At 62.8% G+C, this 26,531-nt stretch carries 26 protein-coding genes, 1 tRNA gene and 1 pseudogene; 13 read left to right on the plus strand and 15 right to left on the minus strand.

Translation table 11 applies throughout. The features are described from left to right. Positions 1–124: 124 nt before the first annotated feature. Both CD04_RS0108870 and CD04_RS0108875 read right to left on the minus strand, forming a co-directional pair. A complete protein-coding gene (locus CD04_RS0108870) occupies positions 125–1,057 on the minus strand; it encodes an Hsp33 family molecular chaperone HslO (protein ID WP_031406008.1) in 933 nt (310 codons plus the stop codon). Continuing rightward, complete coding sequence (locus CD04_RS0108875) at positions 1,054–1,587, minus strand: gamma carbonic anhydrase family protein (RefSeq protein WP_031406011.1); 534 nt, start codon at positions 1,585–1,587, stop codon at positions 1,054–1,056. The genes CD04_RS0108870 and CD04_RS0108875 overlap by 4 nt, the downstream gene beginning before the upstream one ends. Positions 1,588–1,701: 114 nt before the next feature. Here CD04_RS0108875 and aat point away from each other — a divergent pair, with 114 nt between their 5' ends. The 4 genes from aat to CD04_RS0108895 all read left to right on the plus strand — a co-directional run bounded on the left by aat (position 1,702) and on the right by CD04_RS0108895 (position 4,751). Beyond that, the gene (gene aat / locus CD04_RS0108880) at positions 1,702–2,448 is read left to right on the plus strand and encodes a leucyl/phenylalanyl-tRNA--protein transferase (protein WP_031406013.1); all 747 of its coding nucleotides are present in this window, start codon (positions 1,702–1,704) and stop codon (positions 2,446–2,448) included. Then, the gene (locus tag CD04_RS0108885; RefSeq protein ID WP_031406015.1) at positions 2,445–3,191 is read left to right on the plus strand and encodes an arginyltransferase; all 747 of its coding nucleotides are present in this window, start codon (positions 2,445–2,447) and stop codon (positions 3,189–3,191) included. Before aat ends, CD04_RS0108885 begins: the two co-directional genes overlap by 4 nt. A 22-nt stretch (positions 3,192–3,213) precedes the next feature. After that, the gene (gene pagP, locus CD04_RS0108890; RefSeq protein WP_031406018.1) at positions 3,214–3,783 is read left to right on the plus strand and encodes a lipid IV(A) palmitoyltransferase PagP; all 570 of its coding nucleotides are present in this window, start codon (positions 3,214–3,216) and stop codon (positions 3,781–3,783) included. Between the two features lie 164 nt (positions 3,784–3,947). Next, positions 3,948–4,751 carry an IclR family transcriptional regulator gene (locus CD04_RS0108895; RefSeq protein WP_031406019.1) on the plus strand — a complete coding sequence of 268 codons (804 nt, stop codon included), beginning with the start codon at positions 3,948–3,950 and terminating at the stop codon, positions 4,749–4,751. A 19-nt stretch (positions 4,752–4,770) separates the two neighbouring features. Here CD04_RS0108895 and pbpG read toward each other — a convergent pair whose 3' ends face one another. From pbpG to CD04_RS0108920, 5 genes are all read right to left on the minus strand, one after another. Beyond that, positions 4,771–5,976, minus strand: coding sequence for a D-alanyl-D-alanine endopeptidase (gene pbpG, locus CD04_RS0108900; RefSeq protein ID WP_051849050.1), 1,206 nt, complete (start codon positions 5,974–5,976; stop codon positions 4,771–4,773). Positions 5,977–6,146: 170 nt separating this feature from the next. Further along, a tRNA-Val gene (locus CD04_RS0108905) sits at positions 6,147–6,221 on the minus strand. A 43-nt stretch (positions 6,222–6,264) separates the two neighbouring features. After that, the gene (gene dnaQ, locus CD04_RS0108910; RefSeq protein ID WP_031406024.1) at positions 6,265–6,963 is read right to left on the minus strand and encodes a DNA polymerase III subunit epsilon; all 699 of its coding nucleotides are present in this window, start codon (positions 6,961–6,963) and stop codon (positions 6,265–6,267) included. Between the two features lie 40 nt (positions 6,964–7,003). Next, positions 7,004–7,462 (minus strand): ribonuclease HI, encoded by a 459-nt coding sequence (gene rnhA / locus CD04_RS0108915; protein ID WP_031406026.1) that lies wholly within the window; start codon positions 7,460–7,462, stop codon positions 7,004–7,006. A gap of 9 nt (positions 7,463–7,471) precedes the next feature. Further along, the gene (locus tag CD04_RS0108920) at positions 7,472–8,392 is read right to left on the minus strand and encodes a class I SAM-dependent methyltransferase (RefSeq protein ID WP_231480510.1); all 921 of its coding nucleotides are present in this window, start codon (positions 8,390–8,392) and stop codon (positions 7,472–7,474) included. On the opposite strand from CD04_RS0108920, the gene gloB reads away from it, so the two are divergent. The 3 genes from gloB to CD04_RS0108935 all read left to right on the plus strand — a co-directional run bounded on the left by gloB (position 8,393) and on the right by CD04_RS0108935 (position 12,278). Next, positions 8,393–9,169 carry a hydroxyacylglutathione hydrolase gene (gene gloB, locus CD04_RS0108925; protein WP_031406029.1) on the plus strand — a complete coding sequence of 259 codons (777 nt, stop codon included), beginning with the start codon at positions 8,393–8,395 and terminating at the stop codon, positions 9,167–9,169. A gap of 16 nt (positions 9,170–9,185) precedes the next feature. Further along, positions 9,186–10,808: a transglycosylase SLT domain-containing protein gene (locus tag CD04_RS0108930; protein WP_051849051.1), complete on the plus strand. Its 1,623-nt coding sequence runs from the start codon at positions 9,186–9,188 to the stop codon at positions 10,806–10,808. Between the two features lie 960 nt (positions 10,809–11,768). Beyond that, positions 11,769–12,278: a hypothetical protein gene (locus CD04_RS0108935; protein WP_031406031.1), complete on the plus strand. Its 510-nt coding sequence runs from the start codon at positions 11,769–11,771 to the stop codon at positions 12,276–12,278. 85 nt (positions 12,279–12,363) lie between these two features. On the opposite strand, the gene CD04_RS0108940 is transcribed toward CD04_RS0108935, so the two are convergent. After that, the gene (locus CD04_RS0108940) at positions 12,364–16,014 is read right to left on the minus strand and encodes a hydantoinase B/oxoprolinase family protein (RefSeq protein WP_051849052.1); all 3,651 of its coding nucleotides are present in this window, start codon (positions 16,012–16,014) and stop codon (positions 12,364–12,366) included. A gap of 95 nt (positions 16,015–16,109) precedes the next feature. Between CD04_RS0108940 and hemF the strand changes: the two genes are divergently transcribed. The 4 genes from hemF to rlmH are packed head-to-tail and all read left to right on the plus strand — an operon-like array spanning position 16,110 to position 18,835. Next, the gene (gene hemF, locus CD04_RS0108945; RefSeq protein ID WP_031406033.1) at positions 16,110–17,021 is read left to right on the plus strand and encodes an oxygen-dependent coproporphyrinogen oxidase; all 912 of its coding nucleotides are present in this window, start codon (positions 16,110–16,112) and stop codon (positions 17,019–17,021) included. Next, positions 17,018–17,662, plus strand: a complete 645-nt coding sequence (gene nadD, locus CD04_RS0108950; RefSeq protein ID WP_031406034.1) for a nicotinate-nucleotide adenylyltransferase — start codon at positions 17,018–17,020, stop codon at positions 17,660–17,662. Before hemF ends, nadD begins: the two co-directional genes overlap by 4 nt. Beyond that, positions 17,649–18,314, plus strand: coding sequence for a ribosome silencing factor (rsfS, locus tag CD04_RS0108955; RefSeq protein WP_031406035.1), 666 nt, complete (start codon positions 17,649–17,651; stop codon positions 18,312–18,314). Before nadD ends, rsfS begins: the two co-directional genes overlap by 14 nt. Before the next feature lie 50 nt (positions 18,315–18,364). Continuing rightward, positions 18,365–18,835 carry a 23S rRNA (pseudouridine(1915)-N(3))-methyltransferase RlmH gene (rlmH, locus tag CD04_RS0108960; RefSeq protein ID WP_031406036.1) on the plus strand — a complete coding sequence of 157 codons (471 nt, stop codon included), beginning with the start codon at positions 18,365–18,367 and terminating at the stop codon, positions 18,833–18,835. A gap of 135 nt (positions 18,836–18,970) precedes the next feature. Here the strand turns inward: rlmH and CD04_RS0108965 are convergent, their stop codons facing one another. Next, on the minus strand, positions 18,971–19,453 hold the full coding sequence (locus CD04_RS0108965) for a PGDYG domain-containing protein (protein ID WP_038167654.1): 483 nt from the start codon (positions 19,451–19,453) through the stop codon (positions 18,971–18,973). After that, positions 19,453–21,351 carry an ATP-binding cassette domain-containing protein gene (locus tag CD04_RS0108970; protein WP_031406040.1) on the minus strand — a complete coding sequence of 633 codons (1,899 nt, stop codon included), beginning with the start codon at positions 21,349–21,351 and terminating at the stop codon, positions 19,453–19,455. Before CD04_RS0108970 ends, CD04_RS0108965 begins: the two co-directional genes overlap by 1 nt. Positions 21,352–21,459: 108 nt before the next feature. On the opposite strand from CD04_RS0108970, the gene CD04_RS0108975 reads away from it, so the two are divergent. Together CD04_RS0108975 and rng are read left to right on the plus strand one after the other, a co-directional pair. After that, positions 21,460–22,080 (plus strand): nucleoside triphosphate pyrophosphatase, encoded by a 621-nt coding sequence (locus CD04_RS0108975; protein ID WP_031406042.1) that lies wholly within the window; start codon positions 21,460–21,462, stop codon positions 22,078–22,080. A gap of 11 nt (positions 22,081–22,091) precedes the next feature. Further along, a pseudogene (rng, locus tag CD04_RS21620) lies at positions 22,092–23,575 on the plus strand (ribonuclease G). A gap of 5 nt (positions 23,576–23,580) precedes the next feature. Here the strand turns inward: rng and CD04_RS0108985 are convergent. From CD04_RS0108985 to CD04_RS24500, 5 genes are all read right to left on the minus strand, one after another. Beyond that, the gene (locus tag CD04_RS0108985; RefSeq protein WP_031406044.1) at positions 23,581–24,162 is read right to left on the minus strand and encodes a peroxidase-related enzyme; all 582 of its coding nucleotides are present in this window, start codon (positions 24,160–24,162) and stop codon (positions 23,581–23,583) included. 135 nt (positions 24,163–24,297) lie between these two features. Further along, positions 24,298–24,864, minus strand: coding sequence for an SCP2 sterol-binding domain-containing protein (locus tag CD04_RS0108990; RefSeq protein WP_031406047.1), 567 nt, complete (start codon positions 24,862–24,864; stop codon positions 24,298–24,300). A 77-nt stretch (positions 24,865–24,941) separates the two neighbouring features. Beyond that, the gene (locus tag CD04_RS0108995; RefSeq protein ID WP_031406048.1) at positions 24,942–25,442 is read right to left on the minus strand and encodes a hypothetical protein; all 501 of its coding nucleotides are present in this window, start codon (positions 25,440–25,442) and stop codon (positions 24,942–24,944) included. A gap of 30 nt (positions 25,443–25,472) precedes the next feature. Continuing rightward, positions 25,473–25,775, minus strand: a complete 303-nt coding sequence (locus CD04_RS0109000) for a hypothetical protein (protein ID WP_031406050.1) — start codon at positions 25,773–25,775, stop codon at positions 25,473–25,475. A 372-nt stretch (positions 25,776–26,147) separates the two neighbouring features. Further along, positions 26,148–26,528 carry a hypothetical protein gene (locus CD04_RS24500; protein WP_031406052.1) on the minus strand — a complete coding sequence of 127 codons (381 nt, stop codon included), beginning with the start codon at positions 26,526–26,528 and terminating at the stop codon, positions 26,148–26,150. Positions 26,529–26,531: the final 3 nt, after the last annotated feature.

A 26,531-nucleotide genomic window follows, 5' to 3' on the forward strand; every position in this document is an offset into this window, starting at 1 on the left:
TCTCCCACGCCATCAGCGGAGCGCCTGGCTCTGGCTCGACTGCGTGCCCGCAACGGGCGCAGTCCACCGGCTTTGCCCACAACATGGTGATGCGCTGCCGGGAACCAGCCGACGGGAGCGCGAATTATTGGGGATGGGGCGGGGCGGGGGGTTGGTTGACGTCCGGGCGGAACAGCCGTGCAGCGTCCACAAGGTCGAATGCGTAGCGCGCGCCACAAAACTCGCAAGTCACGTCCACCTCACCCTGCTCCTTGAGCACCGACTCCACCTCGTCCTGGCCCAGCATTCGCAGCATATCGGCCACGCGCTTCTTGCCGCACGTGCAGTGGAAATGCGGGGACTGGGGGCTGAACACCCGGGGCTCCTCCTGCCAGAACAACTTACGCAGCAGATCCTCCGGCTGACTCTGCAACAATTCGTCGCGACCCAGCGTAGATGCAAGATGTACGGCGCGGGAAAAGTCCTCGTCGGCCTCCGCGTCGCGCCCGGCCGCTCCTGCCGTCCCACCGGAATCAGGCATGCGCTGCAACAACAGGCCGCAGGCGGCTTGCTCGCCCGCCGCGAGCATGAGCCACGACGGAATCTGCTCCGACTGGGCGAGGTACTGCTGCAACACCGCGCCCAAGTCGCTCAGTGACTGCCCACTGGCGTCGGCCAGCGACACGATACCCTGATACGGTTGCTGGCCCTGGTCCTTGGTCCGTGGATCAAGCGTAATGACGCAACGCCCCATGCCATGCGCATTGGCCAGCTCGGACAAGCTGCCCACCGCATGCACATCGGCCTTGGCGGTTGCCCGAAGCCCAAAATCAGGCTGACACTCCGCGACGGCCAGGCGTAAAGGCCCATCGCCCTGGATCTGCAGGACAAGCGAACCGTCGAACTTCAGACTACCGGCAAGCAAGGCCGCAGCCGCGGTCATTTCGCCCAGAAGATTCTGCACCAGCGCATCGTGCTGACGGCGTTTGCGCATTTCCCGCCAAACGGATTCCAGCCGCACCACCACGCCACGCACGTGGCCGGCGCCAAGCATGAACTTGAGCAAGGTGTCCGTCATGGCGTGGTGCCGACGCCTTGCAGCGACGTGCGGTAAAGCCGTGCCTTTTCCACGTAGATTTGCGCGTTAGCCCTTAAGCGAGCAATCTGCTCGGGCGTGAGTTCGCGCACCGCGCGCGCCGGCGAACCGATGATCAGCGAGCCATCCGGGAATTCCTTGCCCTCCGTCACCAAGGCGCCGGCGCCCACCAGGCAATTGCGCCCGATGCGTGCTCCGTTGAGCACCACGGCCTGGATGCCGATCAGGCTGCCATCACCCACCGTGCAGCCATGCAACATGGCCTGATGACCGATTGTCACGCCCGATCCGACGCGCAGCGGAAAGCCAGGGTCGGTGTGTAGCACCGCGCCTTCTTGAACGTTACTGTCCTCGCCCACGACAATGGGCTCATTATCCCCGCGCAAGACCGCTCCGAACCAGACGCTCGCACGGGCGCCCAAGCTCACACGTCCGATCACGCGCGCCGTATCGGCAATAAAGACTTCTGCAGAGACTTCCGGTGTGACACCGTCCAGACGATAAATCAGCATGGGCATTGAGCGTAGTGCGCGGGATGGAACCCCGATGAAGGGAGAATACCGCATGAGCAGCTCCGACATGAGCATCCGTCGCATCCGACCACACCGTGGTCGTTGGCCTCCCTCATGAGCTGGACACTCACGCGCCTGCTCCCGGGTGCGCCATTTCCTGATCCTGAATGGGCCCTGCCTGCACACGCGCCCTATCCCGGCCTGTTGGCAGTAGGCGGGCGTCTCGACGCGGCCACCCTAAAGGCAGCCTACACGCGTGGAATTTTCCCCTGGTTCGGCCCGGGCGAGCCGCCGCTGTGGTGGAGCCCCGATCCGCGCATGGTGCTTGAGCCGGGTGCGCTTGCCGTGCGGCGTTCGCTGCGGCAATCGGCCCGGCGCTTTCTCGTGCATGCCGATTTTGAACTGCATGTGGACCGCGAGTTCCGGGGCGTCATGCAGGAGTGCGCGGCGCCGAGGCGAGATACCGCTGAAACATGGATCGTCCCGGCCGTCATCGATGCCTACTGCGGCTTGCATGCCGAAGGGCTGGCGCATAGTTTCGAGCTTTGGCACGGCGGCGAGCTTGCAGCGGGGCTGTACTGCGTGGCGCTGGGCGGCATGGTGTTTGGCGAGTCCATGTTCACCCGCGTGGCGGACGGCTCCAAGGTATTGCTGATGGCGCTGTGCGGGTTTTGCCTGCGGCACGGGCTTGGCCCGATCGACTGTCAGCAGCAAACCGCGCACCTTGCCCGCATGGGCGCGCAACCGCGCCCCAGATCCGAATTCCTGCAGACGCTGCGGCAACGACTGACGATCGCAGGACCTGAACGCTGGCAGTATGATTGGTCGCAATTTCAACACGATTGCGCGCCCTGGCTGTGACCCATCCCAAGGAACTTCCGTTCACCGAGCTGCAGTTCTACTCGACTGCGGCCTACCCCTGCAGTTACCTGCACGGCTGGCAAGCGCGCTCCCAGGTGGCCACGCCCAATCACCTGATCAACGCCGATGTCTATACGACTTTGGTGCAGGCCGGCTTTCGCCGCAGCGGCCTATTCACCTACCGACCCCAATGCGACAGCTGCCGCGCCTGCATTCCGCTGCGCGTGATGGCGCAGCGCTTCACGCCCAGCCGCACCCAACGCCGGGTGTGGGCGCGGCATGGCATGCTGGAGGCCACCGTGCTGAAATTGGGATTCGTGCCTGAGCACTATCAACTCTACCTGCGTTACCAGGCACGCCGGCATGCTGGCGGCGGCATGGATCAGGACAGCATTGACCAGTACACACAGTTTCTCCTGCAAAGTCGGGTCAACACACGGCTCGTGGAGTTTCGAGAGCCGGCGCAAACGCATGGTGAACCTGGCGCACTGAAGATGGTTTCCATCATCGATCTGCTTTCGGATGGTCTTTCTGCGGTCTACACGTTCTACGAGCCCGGCGATCCGGGAGCCAGCTATGGCACTTACAACGTGATGTGGCAGATCATGCAGGCACGCGCGATGCAACTGCCCCATGCCTATCTCGGGTATTGGATCGCCGCCAGCGAGAAGATGGCCTACAAATCCCGCTTTCGACCCCATGAAATCTTCAAGGATGGCCACTGGATAGAATCCCTCGGCTGACGTTGCACTGATCCCCCATCCCATGCGCCATGCCTTTCTCGCCGCGCTGCTCGGCACCGGACTCGTTATGCCACTTTCCTGCCAGGCATTCGGCCTCTCCGGTGTGCAGAGTTGGGCTCACAGCGCCTCGCAAAACCTCCTGAACATCTACAACAATGGGTCGCCGGACCTCTACGTGACCGGCTACACATGGCACGATCCAAGCACCTACACGGAAGCCAAGCGCTCGGTGCTCAACGCACGCGCCTGGGGCTTGGGTTGGGGCAAGCACCTCGTGGACGCCAATGGCAACGACGAGCTCGTGTATGCACTGATCTTCTCCGACTCGCACTGGAATGCCGAACCCGTCGTTGGCTATGCCAAGCAATGGCTCTGGCGGCCTTTCGACGGGCGTTTCAAGCTCGGTGCAGGCTACACGGCCGGCATCACCTCACGCGCCGATATCGCGAAGAATTTCCCGATTCCCATCGTCTTGCCGATGGCCTCGGTGGGTTATGGCAATCTCACGATGTATGGCGCATTCCTGCCGCGCTTCAACGGGTCGCCGAATAACGGCAACGTTGGCTTCCTATTCTTTCGCTACGCATATTGAGCTTTTGCCGGAGACCCCTGGCACGCGGGAGCTTTAGCGCCGCTCGTTGCGCGCATCACGAGGGAGCCAAATTCCAAGCGCCCGCGGCCCACTTGCTGCGCAATGCGCACGGCGGCGCCATTCCGGATGACAGCGGTTGATTTCACGATATAAAATAGAACATCATGAAATCGTCCGACCACAATCCACGCGAACAACCCGCCATTCAGGTTGTTGAGCGCATGTTCGCGATTCTGGATGTGCTGGCTGCCAACTCGGAGCCCATGGCGCTGAAGACCATCGCTGAGCGCACCGGCTTGCATACGTCCACCGCACACCGCATCCTTAACGACTTGGCGACTGGCCGTGTCATCGATCGCTGCGAGCCGGGCGTCTACCAGCTTGGCATGCGCTTGCTTGAGCTGGGCAACTTGGTGAAGGCTCGGTTGAATGTGCGCGACGTGGCGCTGGGTCCCATGCGCGAACTGCACCGGCTGACCCATCAACCCGTGAACCTGAGCATGCGCCAGGGCGATGAAATTGTCTACATCGAGCGAACCTACAGTGAGCGCTCGGGCATGCAGGTCGTGCGCACGGTCGGTGGCCATGCGCCCTTGCATCTCACCTCGGTGGGCAAACTGTTCCTCGCTGGCGAGGATCCGCAACGGGTGAGGGCCTACGCGATGCGCACAGGGTTAGTCGGGCACACGCGCAACAGCATCACGAATGCCGCCCAGCTTGAGGGGGAGTTGGTGCGCGTGCGCCAACTCGGCTATGCGCGCGACAACGAGGAACTGGAACTGGGGGTGCGCTGCATGGCTGCCGGCATCTACGACGATTCCGGCCAGCTGATCGCAGGCCTTTCGCTATCGGCACCAGCAGACCGCCTGCAGGAAGATTGGCTCAGCAAGGTGATTGACACGGCAGCGGCAATTTCGGCGGCGCTTGGCTATCGCGCGGACAAGCCAGCGACGCGATCGATGCGCTGAGACGCGAGCGAACGCGACGTCACTCGCTGAGCGACGTGCGTACCAACCGCGCCGACGCATCGGCAGGAATGGCATCGGTGCGCGACAGCATGACGCGACCTGTGGTTTCCATCCAGGTTCGGATGCGCTCGGCATCAGCGAAATGGGAATATTTGCCCCAAGCGTCAAGCAGCACCACGATCACATTGCGCCCCTGAACGACCGCGTTGAGGACCAGACAGTGCCCTGCTTCATTGATGTAGCCGGTCTTTTGCAACAAGATGTCCCAGCCGCGATTGAAAACCAGATGATCGGTGTTGCGATACTGCAATTCGCGATTACCAACGTCGACCGTGCTCTTTTGGTGGGTGGAAAACTCCCGAATCAGCGGGTAGGCGTACACCGCCTTCACCAGCAGCGCCAAATCGTGCGCCGTGGACTCGTTCTGCGGCGATAGTCCTGTCGGATCGATGTACCGGGTCCGCGTCATGCCGAGCTGCTGGGCCTTGCGATTCATCGCTTGCATGAAGGCGTCGATTCCGCCCGGGTATGTTGTTCTCGCCAATGCGTGCGCCGCGCGGTTTTCCGACGACATCAGCGCCAGCTTGAGCAACTCCTCGCGACTGAGTTTCATGCCTGGGCGCAGTCGCGAACTGCTCCACTTCAACGTATCGATATCGTCACTCGTGATCTCGATCATCTGGTCCATCGGCACATGCGCATCGAGAACCACGGCTGCCGTCATCAGCTTTGTCAGCGACGCGATGGGACGCACGTCGCTAGCGTTCTTGCTTAACAGCACCTCGTTTGTCTTGTCGTCGATCACCAGGGCCGACCCGGAGCGAAGTGCCACCGGATCCCCGACTGCCGGGACCTCCGCATCCGCCAACCGAACCGGCCGCTCGTCCATGCCCGGTCTCTTCACAGCCTCGATTTGCCGCTTCGCACGCAGCCCGGTGGCCGCGAAATCCGCGTGGATCCGCGTTCCTCGGGCCATCCTTTTGCTCGCCACGTGCCGTGGCCGCCGAACCGGCACCGCTTTCTTTTGCAGCTTGCGTTTGGGATGCACGACATGGCGTCGGACGTGCTTTCGCACCTTGACCGCACCTGCGGATGCCTGTTCGGTCGTTGCTCCTTGCGCGCTCGCCGCCTGCGCGTCAGCTATGCCGAAGACTGCCATCGCAATGGCCAAAATCAAAGACAGCGCGCCCATCTGTGGCCGGGTGATTCGTGGATTCGGGAGCATGGTCTTCGTCGTCAAATCGTATGCCGAAGCCTAACAAGTCATCGAAAAATGCGCAAGATCAATCGGTTGCCATATCCAATTGAAGTGAATTCCCCGTTCGCATCCAGCGGCAGCACGCACGAATCTTACGCGCATAAAAACGGCCACGATCTGTGGTGGCCGTCGATTTTTGGTGGGTGGTACAGGGATCGAACCTGTGGCCCCTGCCGTGTGAAGGCAGTGCTCTACCGCTGAGCTAACCACCCAAACCCCAAATTATGCCATACCGACACGCTCGGCCTGAAATTCTCAGCCTGGCTTCCATACGGATCCCTTCGCTGACGCCTTCTCAAGGGCTTGGAGGATGCCTTCATGGGCTTGCACCTCGGCTGCGTCGGCAAAAATCAGCGGCAGCTCGATGCCTCGAAGATCCACCGGCTCGGCGCTCGTGTCCTCCTGCGGGCCATCGAGTTCGATGACCAGACTGTCCTGGCCGCGCGTGAGCCAGACATAGACTTCAGCCAAAAGCTCCGCATCAAGCAACGCACCATGCAAGGTGCGCCTTGTATTGTCCACCCCGAAACGCTTGCACAGGGCATCCAGACTGTTGAATTTGCCCGGAAACTGCTCGCGTGCGATCGTCAGGGAATCGGTGATGCTGGCGCACTGCTGGCTGAACGGCGGCAAACCCAAACGCTCGAGTTCGGCGTCCAGGAAGGCCACGTCGAAGGCAGCGTTGTGGATGATCACCTCGGCATCGCGCACAAAGTCCAGCAGATCCCCGACGATCTGCCCAAACAGTGGCTTGTCCGACAGGAACTCGTCCGTCAGGCCATGCACACGCAGCGCGTCGGGGTGGCTTGAGCGCTGCGGATTGACATAGCGCTGGAAGTGCGAGCCGGACGGCCTTCGCTTGAGCAGTTCCACCGCAGCCACTTCGATGATGCGGTCACCAGCAGCCGGATTCAGTCCCGTGGTTTCGGTATCGAGGATGATCTGTCGTGTCATGGGAATGGAATTGGAAAGCGAAAGAGTGAGGCGGGCGATCTCAGGCCGTGTTCAGCACACTATCCACGCCGCGATTGGCCAATGCGTCCGCGGCCTCATTGCCCGCATCTCCGGTGTGGCCACGAACCCACACCCATTCCACATGGTGCGGCGCAAGTGCCCGCTCGAGGCGCTGCCAGAGATCAACATTCTTGACCGGTTTGCGATCGGCGGTCTTCCAGCCCCGCGCCTTCCAAGCAGGCAACCACTCCGTGATTCCCTTGAGCACGTATTGCGAATCGGTGAAGAGCTGCACCTGGCAAGACTTGCGCAACGATTCCAAAGCCATGATGGCGGCCATGAGCTCCATGCGGTTATTGGTGGTCTGGGCCTCGCCGCCGAACAGCTCCTTGCGGACGTGGCCTGCCCGAAGCAGCACCCCCCAGCCTCCGGGACCCGGATTGCCCTTGCATGCGCCGTCCGTGTAGGCATGCACGTGTGTTGTCGTCTGTGTGTTCATTGTCCAGGGTTAGCGATTGGCGCTTCGGGAAACGTTACGGCCGTGGGCCACGGGGCGCGCGACGGAGGACTTGGCTGCCTTTTGCTGCCAAGCCTTGCCAACCAGGCGCATGGAGCGCACACGCTTGGTCGCCACAAGGACGTACGCCGCACCCAGCATGGGCCACCAGCGGTCGCCTGCCTTGTCCATGAAGCGCCAGCGATCCAGCCACGACTGACTGCAGGCGGCTGGTCGGTAGCAGCCGTAGCGACCTGCAGTGACCTCGAAACTGAGCAGGCGCAACCAGTCTCGCACACGACGAGGCGAAATGAGCTCGCCGCGCTGCGGCAAATAGAGTGGTCCGCCCAGACGGCCAATGGCCTGGCGCGCGCCCCACAGACTCAGGGCATTGAAGCCCGTGATGACCACCTGACCTCCGGCCACCAGCACACGGTCCACTTCGCGTAGGCAGGCGTGCGGATCGGATGCCGACTCCAGCGCATGCGGCAGCACCACCAGATCAAGGCTTTGGGTTGCGAAAGGCAGGTCGGTGAAGTCGCAAACCACGGCGTGGGATTGAATGCCCGATGCGGATGGGGGCGCCTTTGCGGCCGCGCATGGGGGAGCGCCGTCGCTTGCGCCGTCGGTCATGAGGATCTGGGGATCCGTGTAGATGGGCGAAAACTCGGGTGGCGCAAAACTCTGGCAAAGCAGCCGCCTGGCAGGCCCGGGGCCCTCGTCGACGGGCGCGCCTTGGGCCAACCAGCGGTGCGGCATGCGGTTATGCCGCAGAGCCAGCAGTGGTGCAAGCCCCAGTTGCAGCGCATGAAAGCCAAAAACGTCGGCCACGATGTGGTCCAGCTGCGCCTGCTCCCAGCCCAGCACATAGCCCCCGCTCGGGGTTTGCAACCACCGGTCGAGACTTATACTCGCGCTGACTTCGGGGCTCACATGCATATCGTCGCGCTGCACGCCTTTCGGGATAACTACATATGGATGATCCACGACACGCGTCACGCGCTGGTGGTGGATCCGGGGGACGCCGGCCCGGTGCTGACGGCGTGCAAAGCGCAGGGGCTGGCGATCGCGGGCATTCTAGTCACCCACCACCACGCGGACCACACCGGGGGCATCCACGACCTGCTGAGGCACGCCCAAGTGCCGGTATGGGGGCCCGCAACCGAAGACATACCCGGCATGTCGCAGCCCTTGCGTGACGGCGACCACGTTGCCCCGCGCGGCATCGATCTGGGATTCGACGTCATTCATGTTCCGGGCCACACGCTCGGTCATATCGCCTTCTACGCTGACGGAGGCTTCGGCAATCGCTTTGTGTTCTGCGGAGACACCTTGTTTTCGGCGGGTTGCGGGCGCTTGTTCGAAGGCACGCCCGAACAAATGTTGCATTCGCTTGACCGCCTCGCCGCCTTGCCCCGGGACACGCGCGTGTTCTGCACACATGAATACACGCTGAGCAACTTACAATTCGCGCAGTTCGTCGAGCCAGGCAACCAAGCGATCCAGACGTACAGGCAATGGTGTGAAGGCAAGCGTGCCGAAGGTCTGCCCACACTGCCCAGCACCCTGGAACAGGAATTGCGTGTCAATCCGTTCCTGCGCGTGGACGAAATCGACGTGCTTGTGCGCCTCACCGAACACACCGGGCGCGAACCGACCAGCCGAGCTGATGCATTTGCGCTTTTGCGGCAGTGGAAAGACGATTTCTAAGACTGAGGATGACGGGATGCACCGATTGCGACGACTGAAATTCTGGGCCCTGGCTGCCGTGGTTGTGATGGCAGCCGGTTGCGCCGCCGTCCCACCATCATCCCCCACCTCGGCATCTTCTTCATTCCCTTCAGACACGGCAGCCAATGCGCGCGACGCCACGGCGAACGGACAAACTGCAGTGGCGGCGCCACCGGATGCTGCGCAAGTCGCGCGCGACGATGCGATGGAAATGCGGGCGGCCGAGGACGCCGCCGACCACTCCGATGTGCCCTACAGCAATATTTGGCAGCGCATCCGGGCAGGCTTTGCCATCCCGAACATGGACGGCCCGGCCATGGTGCCCTATGTCCAGCAGGCGGTGCAGTGGTACAGCACCAAGCCTGAGTACATCGCGCGCATGACCGAGCGTTCACGCAAGTACCTCTACTACATCCTTGAGGAAGTCCAGCGTCGCAACCTGCCCACCGAACTGGCCCTGCTTCCATTCGTCGAAAGCGCCTTCAATCCCGATGCGATGTCCTCAGCACGCGCCTCGGGAATGTGGCAGTTCATTCCATCCACAGGCAAGCATTTCAACCTGAAGCAGAACATGTTCCAGGATGACCGGCGCGACGTGATGGCGTCGACAAAGGCCGCCCTTGATTACCTCACCAAACTGCATGACATGTTTGGCAACTGGCAGCTGGCCCTGGCTGCCTACAACTGGGGCGAAGGTGGCGTGCAACGCGCGATCGCCGCCAATCAAGCCAAGGGTCTTCCGATCAGCTACGGCGCTTTGAATATGCCAGCTGAGACCCGCAATTACTACCCCAAGCTACAGGCGGTGAAGGACATCATCGCTGATCCGTCCAAGTACGGCATCGCGCTACCCGACGTCCCCGATCACCCCTACTTCAAGCCGGTCACCATCACGCAGGATATTGATGTGGCCTTGGCTGCCAAGCTTGCCGGCATCACGATCAAGGAATTCAGGTCGCTGAATCCCGCGTTCAACAAGCCCGTCATTCTGGCAGCCACCAAGCCCAAGATCCTGCTCCCCTACGACAACGCAACCGCCTTTGAGCAGTCTGTGGCGACCTACCAGGGGCCACTGTCCACATGGACAACCTATGTGGTGCACGCCACATCCAGCCCCCTACAACTTGCACGCAACCTGCACTTGACCGAGGCCGTCCTGCGCGATGTGAACAACATCCCCGTGCGTACGCTCGTGAAAGCCGGCTCCACGCTTCTCGTTCCGAAGCCACCCCAGGACGATCAGAACGTGACCAAGCACGCTGTCGAAAATGCGGTGCTGGCTCTTGCACCGGACGTCCCGCAGGGCCGCCTGCAGCGCCTGATCGCAGGCCGATACGACACGCCCTTCACCGTGGCACACCGCTATGGGCTGAGTCCGGCCGAGGTCGCCGGCTGGAACCACATCGCCGAGCGAGGGCGCTTCCGCCCCCACTCGGTCATCGTCGTCTATTCACGCCGCCCCGTGTTCAGGCAGCATGAAGATCTCATCGCAAAACGTGATCGCAAACGCACCGTGCGTATTGCGGACCGGCGCCAATTTGCGCATGCCTACAAGCATTCACTACGCTACACGATGCACCCATCGTATCGGCGCGGCGTGCGGGTGGCGCAACGCTGAAGTGCGCACCTAACGGGCCCGGTCTGGCCGGGCCGCGAGCGGCCGGCTCGCATACCGGTCCAGTCGTCTAGGCAGGCCTTCTGCCCCGGGGGCCTGTCATCAGATCCGCCGCCCCCAGAGAGGTCCCACGCCAAGAGCTGCGGGCGGCAGTTGGCTCATCGTCGAGCAGGCCCCTGCATTTCCCGGCAACGAGCCCGAAATTGACGAGCCTCGACGCCTCGTCAGCGCCGAGTCGAGATGGTTTGCCATGCGGCCGCGCCGAGAACTTGCCTCCCGGACGCCGCGCTGATGATCCAAACCCGTGAGGGCGGGACAATCGCGCATAGCTCGGCAAACGTTTCCTTAACCGTGGCGAACGTGATGTAGGTCAAGAAAGTTCCTCCCGTCGCGTAGCACCATGTCCCAATCACGATGCAGTTTCAAGTGGACACAGTCAATGGGCACCAGCATGCAGACATGGGCGCCATGGAATCGGCAACGGGATTCCGCGCTGGGCATGGCTTCGGACCCGCTCAACAGATCCAGGCGCCCGCCCCGATTCAAGACGCGATGTCTCGGCGAACCCTGCCGCAGGGCAACCGATGCGATGCATACCGTGCTGCCTCAGGCCTCGCCGCGGATGCCGCCATTGTGCGAAGGCGATGGAAGGCGGACGGGGCCAGCATTGCGCGTGCGTCGCTCCTATCGGGACGGGGCGGCGCTCGAGCCTCGGCTTCACGATTCAGGCCTTCGAGGCCATGCGTGCGACGCAAAGGCAGCCACCCGAAACGATCCGCAACGCGCACTGGAGTTCCTCGAATACCTGGGTTCTCGGCATCCCCAAAAAAGAGCGGCCGGCGCGTCGTCCGCAACCCAGAACAAAACCGGGCGGGGACAACACTCGTGCCAACTGCACCTGTCCAATGAGCATCGTCCCGTCCAACCCAAGCTTTTCCACGTGCAACGAGCAAGGAGAACGCCATGCGTCGTCTATATTTTTTAATTCCCGATGTTCCCACCGCCAAGAAAATCGTCGACGATCTTCTGCTGGCACGCGTTCTCGAGCGACATATCCACGTCATTGCGCGCGAGGATACGCCGTTAGGTGAGCTTCCTGAAGCCGGGCTGGCGCAACGAACGGACCTCATCCCCGCCATCGAGCGGGGACTTAGCTACGGAGGCGCCACCGGCATGCTGGCGGGGCTTTTGGTGATTGCCATCCCCGGCGCCGCCGTCGTCTCGGCCGGAGCGCTCGTGGTCGCCCTGGCATTTGCGGGAAGCGCAATGGGCGCGTGGCTCAGCAGCATGGTCGGCATGAGCATCGATAGCCCGCGCTTGAAGCCCTTTGAGCAAGCCATCCAGGCGGGCCAGTTGCTGATGATGGTCGACGTGGACGCCGAGCGCGTCGATGAGACGGTGGCACTGATCCACGGCCACCATCCTGAAGCAAAACCCGAAGGCGTCGAAGCGGATATCCCGGCGTTTCCCTGATCGCATGCCGAGGGACTCGTGCGCTGGCCAAACGGCTGCAGCGATCGGTCGGGCCATCCCGTGCATTCCAGCGCCCGCGCCACCGTCAGTCTGGGACTGCCCTCTCGGCGTCATGCAATTCGGTTCCGAAGCCCCCTCCTCCGGGGGTTTCGATGACAAACACATCCCCGGGTCGCATGTCGACACTGGCCGCGCCCCCCAGCAGTTCGACAGCCCCATTGGCTCGCTCCACGCGGTTGGCACCCAATGCTCCTGGCTCGCCACCGGCCAAGCCAAAGGCTGGCACGATGCGTCCGTTTGACAGAATGCTCGCGGTCATCGGCTCCAGAAAACGCATGCGCCGCACACCGCCGTCGCCACCCTTCCATCGCCCAAGCCCCCCCGAACCCCGTCGTAGCGCGAAACTCTCCATCCGCACCGGGTAACGGAATTCGAGTACCTCGGGATCCGTCAGGCGCGAATTTGTCATATGGGTTTGCACCACGTCGGTGCCGTCGAACCCGCCCATGAGGCGACCTTGTGCGTCAAACAACCCACCGGCCCCTGAGCCGCCGGCGATCGTCTCGTAATACTGGTGACGGGCATTGCCAAATGTGAAATTGTTCATCGTGCACTGGCTGGCGGCTTGAACGCCCAAGGCGCCAAACAGCGCGTTGGTGATGCACATGGAGGTTTCCACATTGCCGGCAACCACCGCGGCCGGTGCAAGTGCGTCGAGCATGGTCCCCTGCGGAATGATGATGCGCAAGGGAGTCAGACAGCCAGCATTGAGGGGAATGTCGTCATCAACCAGACAGCGAAACACGTAGAGCACGGCGGCTACGGTGACAGCCCGCGGCGCATTGAAGTTGTTGGGCTGCTGTGGCGATGTGCCGGTAAAGTCAATCACCGCGCTGCGCGCGGCGTGATCCACACGGATGGCCACACGGATGCTCGCACCGTTGTCCAGCGCAAGCGCAAAGTGCCCATCGCGCAAAGCCGGGATCACGCGGCGTACCGCAGCCTCGGCGTTATCCTGAACATGGCGCATGTAGGCCTGCACCACACGCAGGCCATAATCGGACACCAGCTTTTGCAACTCCTGAGCGCCCCGCGTGTTGGCCGCGACCTGCGCGCGCAGGTCGGCTAGATTTTGACGCGGATTGCGCGCTGGGTACCTCGCGCTTTCCAGCAATGCCAGAATCTCGGCTTCGCGAAACTGCCCATCGGCGACGAGCCTGAAATTGTCCAGCACGACGCCTTCCTCGGAGATCGTGCGCGAGAACGGCGGCATCGACCCTGGCGTCACCCCGCCAATGTCGGCATGGTGACCACGCGAGCCGACGAAAAACAGGATGTCACTGCCGGTCGTGTCAAACACCGGAGTAATGACCGTGATGTCGGGAAGATGCGTACCGCCGTGATACGGGTCGTTGAGCGCGAAGACATCCCCATGCCGGAGGTTGCCCGCATTGCGCTCGATCACGGTGCGAACACTTTCGCCCATCGATCCCAAATGCACAGGCATGTGCGGTGCGTTTGCAATGAGATTGCCCTGTCCATCGAACAGCGCACATGAGTAATCCAGGCGCTCCTTGATATTGACCGATACCGCCGTGTTCTGCAGTTGGGATCCCATCTGCTCGGCGATATTCATGAACAGGTTGTTGAATACCTCCAGCAACATCGGGTCCGCTGTTGTGCCGTGCCGCAAAGCGGCGCGGCGCGGCCGCACCCTCGCAAGTTCCAGGTTCCCCTGCGCGGTGATCTGCCCGCGCCATTCAGGTTCGATCACCACGGTGGTCGTGTCGGCCACCAGGATTGCAGGTCCCATGACACCCTGCCCTGGCCGACATGCGCTGCGCAAAACCAATGCCGCCGCCTGCCACGCACCGCTCAAATACACCGGCACATATTCGGCAATCGGAGCATCGCCCTCCATGGGAGTTTCCACTGCCGGGGCGTCGGCATACTCCCCGCCGCCGCTCGCTTCCACCGATACAGCCTCCACCACCACCGCCCGCTCGGGCATGGCGTGTGCAAACCGCCGGGCGTATTGCACCTCAAAGTCCCGGCGCATGACCGGAACCGGCGCGTAATCCACGGCGAGAGCCGTGTCGGTTCCCGCAAACCGCAGATGCACCTGGCGCGCAACATGCACGGCGGAAGGGTCCACGCCGTGGTGAATCAGTTCCTGTCGCGCCGATGCGCTCAACCGCTCAAACAAAGGGTCAAGGCGCGCGTGACTGTGCGTGTCCATCTCGAACTCCACGCCGTGCTGGCGCATGGCTGTCTGTTGCGCCAGACCCATGCCATAGGCCGACAGCACACCGGCAAGCGCATGGATAAACACCCGCTCCATGCCCAGCGCGTCGGCAACACGGCAGGCATGCTGGGCACCCGCGCCGCCGAAGCACTGCAGCGTATAGCGCGTCACGTCGTGGCCGCGCGCCACTGAAATCCGCTTGATGGCCCCAGCCATCGCCTGTACCGCGATCTCAATATAGCCCTCAGCCACTCCCTCCGGAGTTTGTGGTGCCGCGGATTCGCGCGCGATGCGCTGGGCCAGTTCGGCGAACTTGCTCCGAACCACGTCGGGGTCGATCGGCTCGTCGGCGTCGGGTCCGAAAACGGCCGGGAAATATGCGGGGCGCACGCGTCCAAGCATGACGTGTGCGTCGGTGATCGCAAGGGGTCCGCCGCGCCGATAGCAGGCTGGCCCCGGATCGGCGCCAGCCGAATCCGGCCCCACGCGCATGCGCGCGCCGTCGAAGTGCAAAATCGAGCCACCGCCGGCCGCCACCGTGTGGATGGACAACATCGGTGCACGCACCCGTACCCCGGCCACTTCCGTTTCGAACGCTCGCTCGAACGCGCCCGCATAGTGCGAGACGTCGGTGGACGTTCCACCCATGTCAAAGCCAATCACGCGTGCGTGCCCCGCCTGCTCCGCTGTGCGAGCCATGCCGACGATCCCACCCGCAGGGCCCGACAGGATTGCATCCTTGCCGGCAAACGCGTGCGCCTCGGCCAGCCCGCCGTTCGACTGCATGAAGAGCAGTCGAACACCCGGCATCTCCGCCGCCACTTGCTCGACATAGCGCCGCAGGATGGGGGAGAGATAGGCGTCGACGACCGTCGTATCGCCGCGTGAAACGAATTTGATCAATGGGCTCGTGGCGTGGGAGCTGCTGACTTGCGTGAACCCGACCTCGCGCGCGATGCGCGCGGCCGCCTGTTCATGGGCGGCATAGGACCAGCCATGCAGGAACACGATGGCCACTGCGCGCAACCCGTCGCCGAACGCGGCGTGCAACTGCTCGCGCAGCGCAGCTTCGTCCAGGTCCGTCTCCACGGCGCCGTCAGCGCCCACGCGCTCGTCGGCCTCAATCACCCGGGCGTACAGCAACTCGGGCAGGACGATTCGCCGGTCGAAAAGCCGCGGGCGGTTCTGGTAAGCGATGCGCAGGGCATCGCGAAACCCGCGAGTGGTCACCAGAACCACAGGCTCGCCCTTGCGTTCAAGCAAGGCGTTCGTGGCCACTGTGGTGCCCATCTTCACACATTCCACCTGCTGCGGGGTGATGTGCACGTCAGGCGCCAGACCCATCAATTCGCGCATACCTGCCAGCGCCGCATCACGGTATCGCTGGGGATTTTCCGACAGAAGCTTATGCGTGAGCAGCCGGCCGTCCGGCGCGCGCGCCACGATGTCGGTAAATGTTCCACCACGATCAATCCAGAACTGCCAACGCATCCCGAAATCCTCGCTCACGGCGCAACCGGACCCGGCTGCGCGACAATTCATGCTTGTCCGGGGCATATCGATCCCGGCCCGGTTCCCGACGTCCCATGCACACCGAAGTCCGCCCCTACCTGCTCAGCCTGCAAGACCGCATTCTCCGCGCTTTGGAAGACGCCGACGGCAAGTCGTTCTTGCGTGATGGCTGGACGCGCCCGACTGGCGGCCAGCTGGAGGGGGATGGTGCAACCAGCCTGATCGAGGATGGCAATCTGTTTGAGCGCGGCGGTTGCAACTTCTCCCATGTGCGCGGCACCAAGCTGCCGCCGTCAGCCACGCAGCATCGGCCAGAGCTGGCCGGAGCACCGTTTGAGGCAATTGGCGTATCCCTTGTCCTGCATCCGCGCAATCCGTACGTGCCCACGGTCCACATGAATGTACGCATGCTCGTGGCAAAGCCCGAAGGCCGACCCGACGTTGCATGGTTCGGCGGCGGCATGGATCTCACGCCCTATTACGGCTTTGAGGAGGATGCAGTGCATTTTCACCGCACCTGTAAACAGGCGCTGGACGGGCTGGATACGGCATATTTTCCGCGCTTCAAGACTTGGTGCGACGACTATTTCTTTCTCAAACACCGAGGCGAACCGCGAGGCGTGGGTGGCGTGTTTTTCGACGACTTCGCCGATGGCGGCTTTGCCCACGGTTTTGCACTCATGCGCGCGGTGGGCGATGCGTTCCTCGAGGCTTATCTGCCCATCGTCCAACGGCGCCGCGACTTGCCATTCGGGGAACGCGAGCGCGAATTCCAGGCATTGCGGCGTGGGCGCTACGTGGAATTCAACCTTGTATGGGACCGCGGCACGCTTTTCGGCCTTCAATCGGGAGGGCGCACGGAATCGATTCTCATGTCCATGCCGCCCGTTGTTAAGTGGCGCTACGACTGGCACCCTGCCCCAGGCACGCCGGAAGCGCGCCTGTATGAGATTTTCCTCAAGCCTCGCGATTGGGCATCCGCGTGACGGAGGCCGCCCCCCACGCCGGGTTGCGCATCGGATTGCTCGGCGGCAGTTTCGACCCGATCCATCGTGCCCACCTGCGCCTCGCGCACAGTGCATGCGCCGAACTTGGACTGGACGCAGTGTGGCTCATCCCGGCGGGTCAGCCTTGGCAGCGCGATCCGCTTGCCGCAAGTCCTGCGCAGCGCTGGGATATGGTCAAACTCGCCATTGCCAGGCGACGCGGTCTGAAGGCATGCGACATCGAACTGCGTCGAGCGGGACCGAGCTACACGATCGACACGGTGCGTGAATTGCAGGATGCACATCCGGACGTGACGTTCACGTTTATCCTCGGCTCCGACCAACTGCGCAATTTGCCCACCTGGCGCGGCTGGAAGGAGATCACCGCCCGTGTCGACCTGGCTGTGGCCGCCAGACCCGGCCACGCCGACACCGCGCCACCCGAACTGCTCGACGCGCTTGCCCAAGGGGGGCACCGCCTTCACCGCCTGGCAATGGAACCGATCGATCTGTCGGCGACGCGTGTGCGCGAGCGCATCGCTTCAGGCATGCCGCTCGGCGAACTCGTGCCCAAGACGGTAGCGCGCTATATTGAACACCATCGGCTCTACTCCACCCCCACATTGCATGGACATTCGTAAACTGCAGCGCACCATCGTCGACGCTCTGGAAGACGTCAAGGCACAGGACATTCAGGTGTTCAACACAGAACATCTCACCAGCCTGTTCGACCGGGTCATCGTGGCCAGCGGCACATCGAACCGGCAAACCCGCGCCCTGGCCGCCAGTGTGCGCGATAAGGTCCGGGCCGCAGGCGGCACGGTAAAGAACCCCGAGGGCGAGGGCAGCGGGGAGTGGGTCCTGGTGGATTGCGGCGACGCCGTGGTGCACATCATGCAACCGGTGATTCGCGCGTACTACAAGCTCGAGGACATTTGGGGCGGCAAGAGCGTGCACCTCAAGGCTCGGCAGCAGGCCGATGCGGCCTCGAAGGGCAGCCGCTTGCGTCAAGGTGACGCATCATCGGCAATGCCTGGAACGAAAACCCGGGCCGGACAAGCGGAGAAGACCGGCCAGCGTGGCGCACCCAAGCCCGCAGCCAAAGCGGTCAAACGGGCCGCGAGTGCAAGCAAGCCGCGGACCAAAGCGCCTGCGAAACCCGCAACGGCTTCCGTCCCGGGCAAACGTGCCGCGGCCAAGAGCGCAGCCACCAAAGCCGCCCAACCCTCGACTGCACGCTCGGCGACTTCTTCTCCCAAGCGCCGGGTGGCGGCGAAGAAGCCCGCGGCCTGAAACACAGGGACACAGGGCGTCGCCTGCTGGACCGTTCGCGAGCACCCGCCATGAGGCTCTGGCTCCTGACTGTTGGGCAACGCATGCCAAACTGGGTCGATGAAGCCTACGCCGACTACGCCAAACGCCTACCGTCCGAAATGCCATTGCAGCTCAAGGAAATCCGGGCCGAGGCACGCCGCTCCAGCATCAGCTCCGATGCAGCCATGGAGCGGGAGGCGGTGCGCATCGACGCCGCCATACCGCCGGGTTGCCGGCTCGTGGTGCTGGATGAAACCGGTCAGCGACTCACGACGACGGCGCTCGCTGCAGAGATGCAACGTTGGCGCCAGGATGGACGCGATGTGGCGCTTTTGATCGGCGGAGCCGACGGCTTGGCGCCCCGCATCAAGCAGCGTGCCGACATGCTGCTGCGCTTGTCGGACTTCACGCTTCCGCATGGCTTGGCGCGCGTCCTGCTGGCCGAGCAGATTTACCGGGCACATACCTTGTTGGCCGGGCATCCTTATCACCGGGTATAGCAGCGCCAATTCCACCTCCGAGCCCGCACCTTGGGAGCGTCTCGATTGCGCAAGCGTCGGCTTCGCCATGAAGCGATCCGGACACAACCCTAAGCGCAAGGCCTCCCGGCACGCGCCGCGAACGCTCGGTGCGGATCAATCCACACCAGGTTGCGGATCCGCACGCCGGTAGACACGCGCGAAACGTGCATTTTCGACCACGCCATAATCGCCAGGTGCGTATTGCAACAGCCAGTCGTTCGCCAGCCCTCGCAGTAGATCGCCGCCTGCGCTGCGCGCGACGGTGAAATCGTGTGCCATTTGACGTGCAAGCACGGGAATGCGCTGGCTGACATAGCGTCCGTCCGCCCCAGGCGGTGTCCCCGAGAGCGCACGGTAGCGAGCCTCAAATCGCTGACGGGACACACTCCAGCGATCACCCGTCGATCCGGTCAGAATCGCATCGCCCTCGCGATAACGGTTCGGGCCTTCGCGACTAAGAACGGTTCCCGGCGCACGGGCAAAACACACCTCCACCACTTCATGTTTCACGTAGGCGCAGGCGCGCGTGTCTGTGCGCAGGTCGCTGACGATTTCCTGCCCGGGCTCGACCCCAAGTCCCTTCGCATCGCTTGGCATCAGGCACCTTCCAGGGATTCCCAGCGTTCCAGAGCCTCAAGGAGGGCCTGCTCGATCTGCGCGAACCGCGCCTGCATCTCGATAGCGGCCTGCGGAGCCGTCTTGTACAGCGCCGGGTCCGCCAGGCGCTCACCCAGGACCTTTTGCTCGGCCTCGAGCGCCGCAATGCGGTCGGGCAGTTCCTGCAGCTCGCGCTGCTCTTTGTAGCTGAGCTTACGCCGAGCCTGCGGGGGCTTGGCTACAGCGGGTGCTGCATCCGGCTTGCGCGCCACTGGCGGGCCTGCCGCGGCGGCTGAAGCAGCTAAGACCAAGCTGCGCGCGCGTTGCGCCTGCACGAGCCAATCGCTCACGCCGCCTTCGTATTCGCGCCAGCGGCCCGGATGGCCAGGCGCGGCCTCGGACACAATGGTGCTCGTGACCACATTGTCGAGAAAGCGCCGGTCATGACTGACCAGGAATACGGTCCCAGTGAAGTCCTGCAAGAGTTGCTCGAGCAGATCAAGCGTGTCAATGTCGAGGTCATTGGTCGGCTCGTCCAGCACCAGGACATTGGCGGGACGGGCGAACAGGCGTGCGAGCAAGAGGCGGTTGCGCTCGCCGCCTGAGAGCGATTTGACCGGTGAATTGGCTCGTGCCGGCGCGAACAGAAAGTCGCCAAGGTAGCTCATCACATGCTTGCGGTTCCCGGCAATTTCCACCCATTCACTCCCCGGGCTTATGGTGTCCGCCAGCGTCGCATCCGGATCAAGCGCGCTGCGCATTTGGTCAAAATAGGCCACTTGCAAGCGCGTACCCAAACGCACGGTTCCGCTGTCGGGCGCGAGTTCGCCCAGAATCATCTTGAGCAGGGTGGTCTTGCCAGCACCGTTCGGACCGATGATGCCGACCTTGTCGCCGCGCAGGATCGTCGCGGAAAAATCCTCCACGATGATGCGTTCGCCATAGCGCTTGCTCACGTGCTGCAGGTCCGCCACGATGCGGCCACTGGCCTGCCCCCCATCCACCTCGAGCTTCACGCGACCCAGGGTCTCGCGCCGCGCCTGACGCTGGGCTCGCAGCGCCTCCAGGCGCTGGATGCGGCTGACGCTGCGCGTGCGCCTGGCCTCGACGCCCTTTCGTATCCACACCTCTTCTTGCGCAAGCAGCTTGTCGGCACGGGCGCTGGCGACAAGCTCGTCGGCGAGCTCCTGCGTCTTGCGGGCCTCGTAGGCGGCAAAATTTCCCGGGTAGCTTCGCAGAACGCCGCGGTCAAGTTCGACGATGCGCGTGGCCACAGCGTCGAGAAAGGCGCGGTCGTGCGTGACAAGCATCACACTGCCCCGAAAGCCGATCAGGAGGCTTTCGAGCCACATGATGGCATCCAGATCCAAATGGTTCGTGGGTTCGTCGAGCAGCAGCACATCGGGCGCCGCCACCAGCGCCTGCGCGAGCGCCACGCGCTTTTGCATCCCGCCGGAGAGATCCCCGATGCGGGCGTCGGCCGGCAGTTGCAAACGTTGCAGCGTTTGTTCAACGCGCTGCTCCCAATTCCATCCATTCAACAGCTCAATGCGGGTCTGCAGCGCGTCCAGGTCATCCCCAGGAGCGTGCGCCTCGTAACGCGCACGCAGATCACGCGCCTCGGCAACGCCCTGACTCACCTGTTCGAACACCGTGCTGTCAGCTGGAAACTGCGCCTCTTGGGCTACATACACCAGACGCAACCCCTGCTGCACTTGCACCAAGCCACTGTCGGGCGCCTCAAGACCGGCGATGATCTTCAGCAGCGACGATTTGCCCGTACCGTTGCGTCCGATCAGACCGATACGCTCGCCGGCCTCCATGGCCATTGCGGCGTGATCGAGCAAAGGGACATGGCCGTAGGCCAAACTGAGGTCGGAGATGGAGAGAACGGCCATGGATGCTGGGGTAACTTGGCGGGATGCCAAACGCGAGGGCATTGTGCCACCGCGATGTGCGCGCCGAGCAGCCCGGTATGATCGGCCGTTGATCCAGCACTTCCCGCCATGCGCTCCAATCCATTGCTCTACCTTGCCTCGGCCAGCCCGCGGCGCCAAGAATTACTGCACCAGATCGGGGTGGATTTCACCCTGCTCGCCCCTGACGCGGAGGAGGATGCCGAAGCCCTGGAAGCTGCACTGCCAGCCGAGCCACCTGCCGATTATGTAGTGCGCGTGACGCGCCTGAAACTGGAAGCGGCAGTGGCGCGCCTGGCGCGCCGAGCCCTGCCTGCAGCCCCGATCATGTGTGCCGACACCACGGTGGCGCTCGGCCACCGCATGCTGGGCAAACCGGCGAACGCCGAGGACGCGCATGCGATGCTTCGACGGCTCGCCAATCGGACACACCGGGTGCTGACGGCTGTGGGACTGGCCTGGCATGGTGCCCGGGGCCCCAGAACGGCTATGGCGCTGAACACCACCCGGGTGCGCATGGCGCCCTTGACGGACGCTCAGATCGACGCCTACGTCGCCAGCAACGAGCCCTATGGCAAGGCGGGCGGCTATGGTGTGCAGGGGCGTGCAGCTGCCTTCATCGCGCGCATCGACGGCAGCTACTCCAGCGTTATGGGGCTGCCGCTGTTCGAGACCGCACAACTGCTGGAGCAGGCAGGGGTGTGCGCATGAACACCTCGACGCTGCAGGAAGACCTGCTCATCAACATCACGCCGCAGGAAACCCGGGTGGCGGTGATAGCCCAGGCCTCGGTGCAGGAAATACACATTGAGCGCACATTGGAGCGTGGCCTCGCAGGCAACGTGTATCTGGGCCGTGTCGTCAGGGTGCTGCCCGGCATGCAGTCGGCCTTCGTCGACATCGGCTTGGAGCGGGCGGCCTTTCTGCACGTGGCTGATCTTTGGCAACGCATGCTGAGCAATGGTGATGGCAAGACCGCCGCGCCACCCCCCTTGTCAATCGAAAAACTCGTGTTCGAGGGTCAATCGCTGCTCGTCCAGGTGATCAAGGATCCCATTGGGGCGAAGGGCGCGCGACTGTCCACGCAGATCAGCCTGGCCGGGCGCCTGTTGGTGCATCTTCCGCAGGATAGCCATATTGGCGTCTCCCAAAAGATCGATGATCCAGAGCTGCGCGACAGCCTGCGCCAGCGCCTCGCCCAACTTGCACTGCAGCACGACCGCGAAGCAAGCATGGGCTTCATTGTCCGCACCAACGCCGAGGATGCGAGCGACGCCGAGTTACTCGACGACATTGCCTACCTCCGCAAGACATGGAGCGCGATCGATTCACGCATGCGCCTGTCGCAGGCCCCTGCCCTGCTCTACCAGGAGCTGAGCTTGGCGCAGCGCGTGCTGCGCGATTTGGTGACTGATGCCACGCGCAGCATCCAGGTCGATTCGCACGAGAACTACGAGCGTCTTCGCGGCTTTGCCACGGAGTACATGCCCAGCGTGGCTGAGCGCCTGCAACTCTATCGTGGCGAGCGCCCACTTTTCGAGTTGTACAACGTGGACGCGGAAATCGAGAAAGCGCTGGGCCGCCGAGTGGATCTCAAATCCGGCGGCTACCTCATCATCGATCAGACCGAGGCCATGACCACCGTGGACGTGAACACCGGCGGTTTCGTCGGTGCCCGGAACTTCGACGACACCATTTTCAAGACCAATCTTGAAGCGGCCCAGTCCATTGCCCGGCAGCTGCGCCTGCGCAACCTGGGGGGCATCATCCTGATCGACTTTATCGACATGGGCAGCACGCAGCACCGGGCCGCCGTCCTGGATGAGTTAAAAAATCGCTGTCACGCGACCGCGTGAAGGTCTCGGTCAATGGGTTCTCGCAACTCGGCTTGGTCGAAATGACGCGCAAACGCACGCGCGAATCCCTTGCGCATCTGCTGTGCGAACCCTGCCCGACTTGCGGCGGTCAAGGCCAAGTCAAGACCGCACGTACGGCCTGCTATGAAATTTTGCGTGAAATTCTGCGCGAGGCCAAACAGTTCAATCCGCGTGAGTTCCGCATCGTCGCCTCCAACGCCGTAGTCGACCTCTTCCTCGAGGAAGAAAGCGCTCACCTTGCCGAGTTGTCGGATTTCATCGGCAAACCCATTGCGCTACAAGTGGATCCGGCCTATGTGCAGCATCAGTTTGACATCGTGCTGCTGTAGGCGTGTCATTTGGGCTTGGGTATCCGTCCCAGTGCATAGAACTCCGCGTTGGGCATCATGCCCACCAGTCCAGCCATGCGATTGGACAGCGCGAAAAACGCCGCAATGGCACCAATGTCCCACACGTCTTCGCGGCTGAATCCGACTGCGCTCAACGCTTCATAGTCCGACTCGTCCACGCTGTGAGCGCTTTGCGCCACGCGCAGCGCGAAGGCCAACATGGCGCGCTGGCGAGCCGTGATGGAAGCCTTGGACCAGTCCGTGGCAAGCTGATCGGCAATGAGGGCGTCTTTCTCATAGATACGCAAGATCGCCCCATGCGCCACCACACAGTACAAGCAGTGGTTGGCCGCGCTTGTGGCCACCACAATCATTTCGCGCTCCCCCTTGCTCAGCCCCGAGGGTTTGAGCATCAGTGCGTCGTGGTAGGCAAAGAACGCCCGGAACTCGTCTGGCCGGTGCGCCAAGGCAAGGAAGACATTGGGTACGAAACCGCTGCGCTCTTGCACCGCAAGAATGCGGTTGCGGACGTCCTCCGGGAGCGCGGCAAGTTCGGGAACGGGAAAACGGCTGATACGTTCGGGCATGATGTGGTGTGGCGTGGAACACGATACCCCATTGGACCGGGCCCGCGGATCAAAAACAAGATCCCGCGTTAGGCATTCGGTATGCACGAGGCCCGCGCACGGCGGGCCTCGTTGACGGCACAGACCGGAACCTGCTTACTTGGCGGAGCTCGTCTCGGTTACGCCCGCAGGGCAGGTATTGGCCTGATAAGGCGCCTTGCCGACGAGCAGCAAGAAACTCTCGAAGGGCTTGATCGCGCGCATGGCCACCATTTTGGGGCCTTGGAATTCAAGCTTCCCGCTCATCATGGCCCAGACCGGTCCCGGGTCACCTTTACCCATGGACTCCCAATTCTTGGTGCTTGCATGCATCAGAAAATCCACGCCGAAATTGGCAGCTGTGCTGGGCGCACCACCGTACGCGCAGAACGCCTTGCCATCCTTGGGCACGATCTTGAGTTCGACCATGGAGCCCTTGCCACAATCCGTGCGGTACATCTCCACCACTTTGTAGCCACGCCCTTTGTCGTCGTGCAGCCACTCGCCGGCCAGGCCCTCTGTGAGTTGCGGCGTCTGGTTCCAGGCTTGGCAGAAATTGGCCGTCCATTGGGGTGACATCAGCACCGGATCGGCTGCTTGCGCAGCCCAAGCCGTCGAGCCGAATGTCGCGGCAAGCGCCAGGCGAATAAGGGTCTTGCGGGTGGTCGTGATGGATAAATGCATGGGTGTGATCTCCTCGTGATGGTGGCGGATCCGGGCGGCCCGCACCGGCGATGCCTCGATCGCCAGCGACCATCATTTCAGGATACTCCCCGCCTTCCGTCAATCAGGGTTTGCGCTTTATCGCGGAATTCATTGGCTTTTTTCTCATCAATGAAAAGTCTGATGTACTTAGTACAGCTTTCCACGGCAGCCATTTGGGACTTCGGGGCGTTGTCAGCAGCTTGCAGCTTTTGCAACAGCTTGTCAGCGCCTTGGGCGAACATCTGCGTGACCAGTCGTGACAGCTCTGCCCGCAGATCGCTTGCCGGAAGCGGTGAGGCCCCAAAGCCCTGCGCCCTCGCAGAAGGCGTCGGCTCGGAAGCCCCGCTGCTGGACGATACGTAGCCTTGCTCCAACAGCAGGATGAGGGCCTCCTGCCAGCGCAGTTTGTCGGTTGCGCAATCCAGCAAGGCGCCTACGGTACGCTGGCCATTGATTAACACCAGTACCCCACGTGCCACCGCCGGAAGGTGGTGGGCGCGGCTGACAAGTGCTTCGCGGCCCGCGGCCGTTTTTTCCAGAATCCAGTCTGGCTGCATCGACGGTGCCTGCGGCAATGCGGTCGCGGGTCAGGCTAACTCGTCGATGATGCGATGCACGAGGCGCACCGTGACCACAACATAGATGGCCCCGAAGAGAAAGATGAGCGCAAACACGCTGCGCACGGAATCCGCGGGTAGCAACCCGAAGAAGGGCGTGGCCAGATAACCAAGCGTGAACAGAACGACAAGCCCCGTGAGAATTTTCCACGCATTGCCAACAGATCCGCCGCGAATCTTGCTGCGCAACCCTAGCACCATGAACAGCCCCACAATCATCACGGCAATGGCTGACGCGTTGATGAAAAACGGCAGGTCGACTTGTACACCCATGCTGACTCCTCCAATGGTCGCGACCCCAAGCTGTTGGTGCCTTGGTGTCGATCGTTGATTCACCGTTGAGGAGTATGCATGGCATCGCGGCGGCTGCCACTGAGGATTTACGCGAATAGCCCACAAGTGCCTTTGGCGCTGGCGTCAAAACGTCGCTTTCTCGCTCAACGCGCTGGCCCAAGTGGGGAGTCGGGCCACCTTCCACACGCCCTTGACCTGCGGCCACCGCGTGCGCGCCAGGGATCGAGATTTCTGCGGTGACCCTGGAGCCGAGTGGGGATGAGTACCCCGGACGGGGCGGCATCGCGAAAGTGTGCATATCGTCGAGGTCCCGGGCGGATCCCCTTCCATGCAGGATGAACTCTCCCACCACTAAACCGCTTGTGCGGTTGTCGTGGGGGTTTCGCGGGTCACAGACCTGGACTTACCCCATTGCCGGGGCCGAGGTTTGGGTCTCGCCGCCACGCCCGTCCCAGGCGCGTCCTGCGTGTTGAATGCGTCGACGAACACCACCAACGCGCTGTTGCTGTTGCTGTTGCTGTTGCTGTTGCTGTTGCTGTTGCTGTTGCTGTCGCGCTGGCGCTGCAGCGCGGCAAGGTGCGGCAGTTCCTCGCGCAGCCAGCGCGGGTTCGCGATGGGCGGACCCTCGTCGAACGTCGCCCAGTCGTTGATCCCGAAATCCACGCCACGTCGAAAATCAGCGGTGCGCTCACGCGCACAGGCCGCATCGGGCACGCGCAGCGTCACCGACACGAA

The sequence above is a fragment of the Thiomonas sp. FB-Cd genome, from assembly GCF_000733775.1.
Taxonomy (GTDB): domain Bacteria; phylum Pseudomonadota; class Gammaproteobacteria; order Burkholderiales; family Burkholderiaceae_C; genus Thiomonas_A.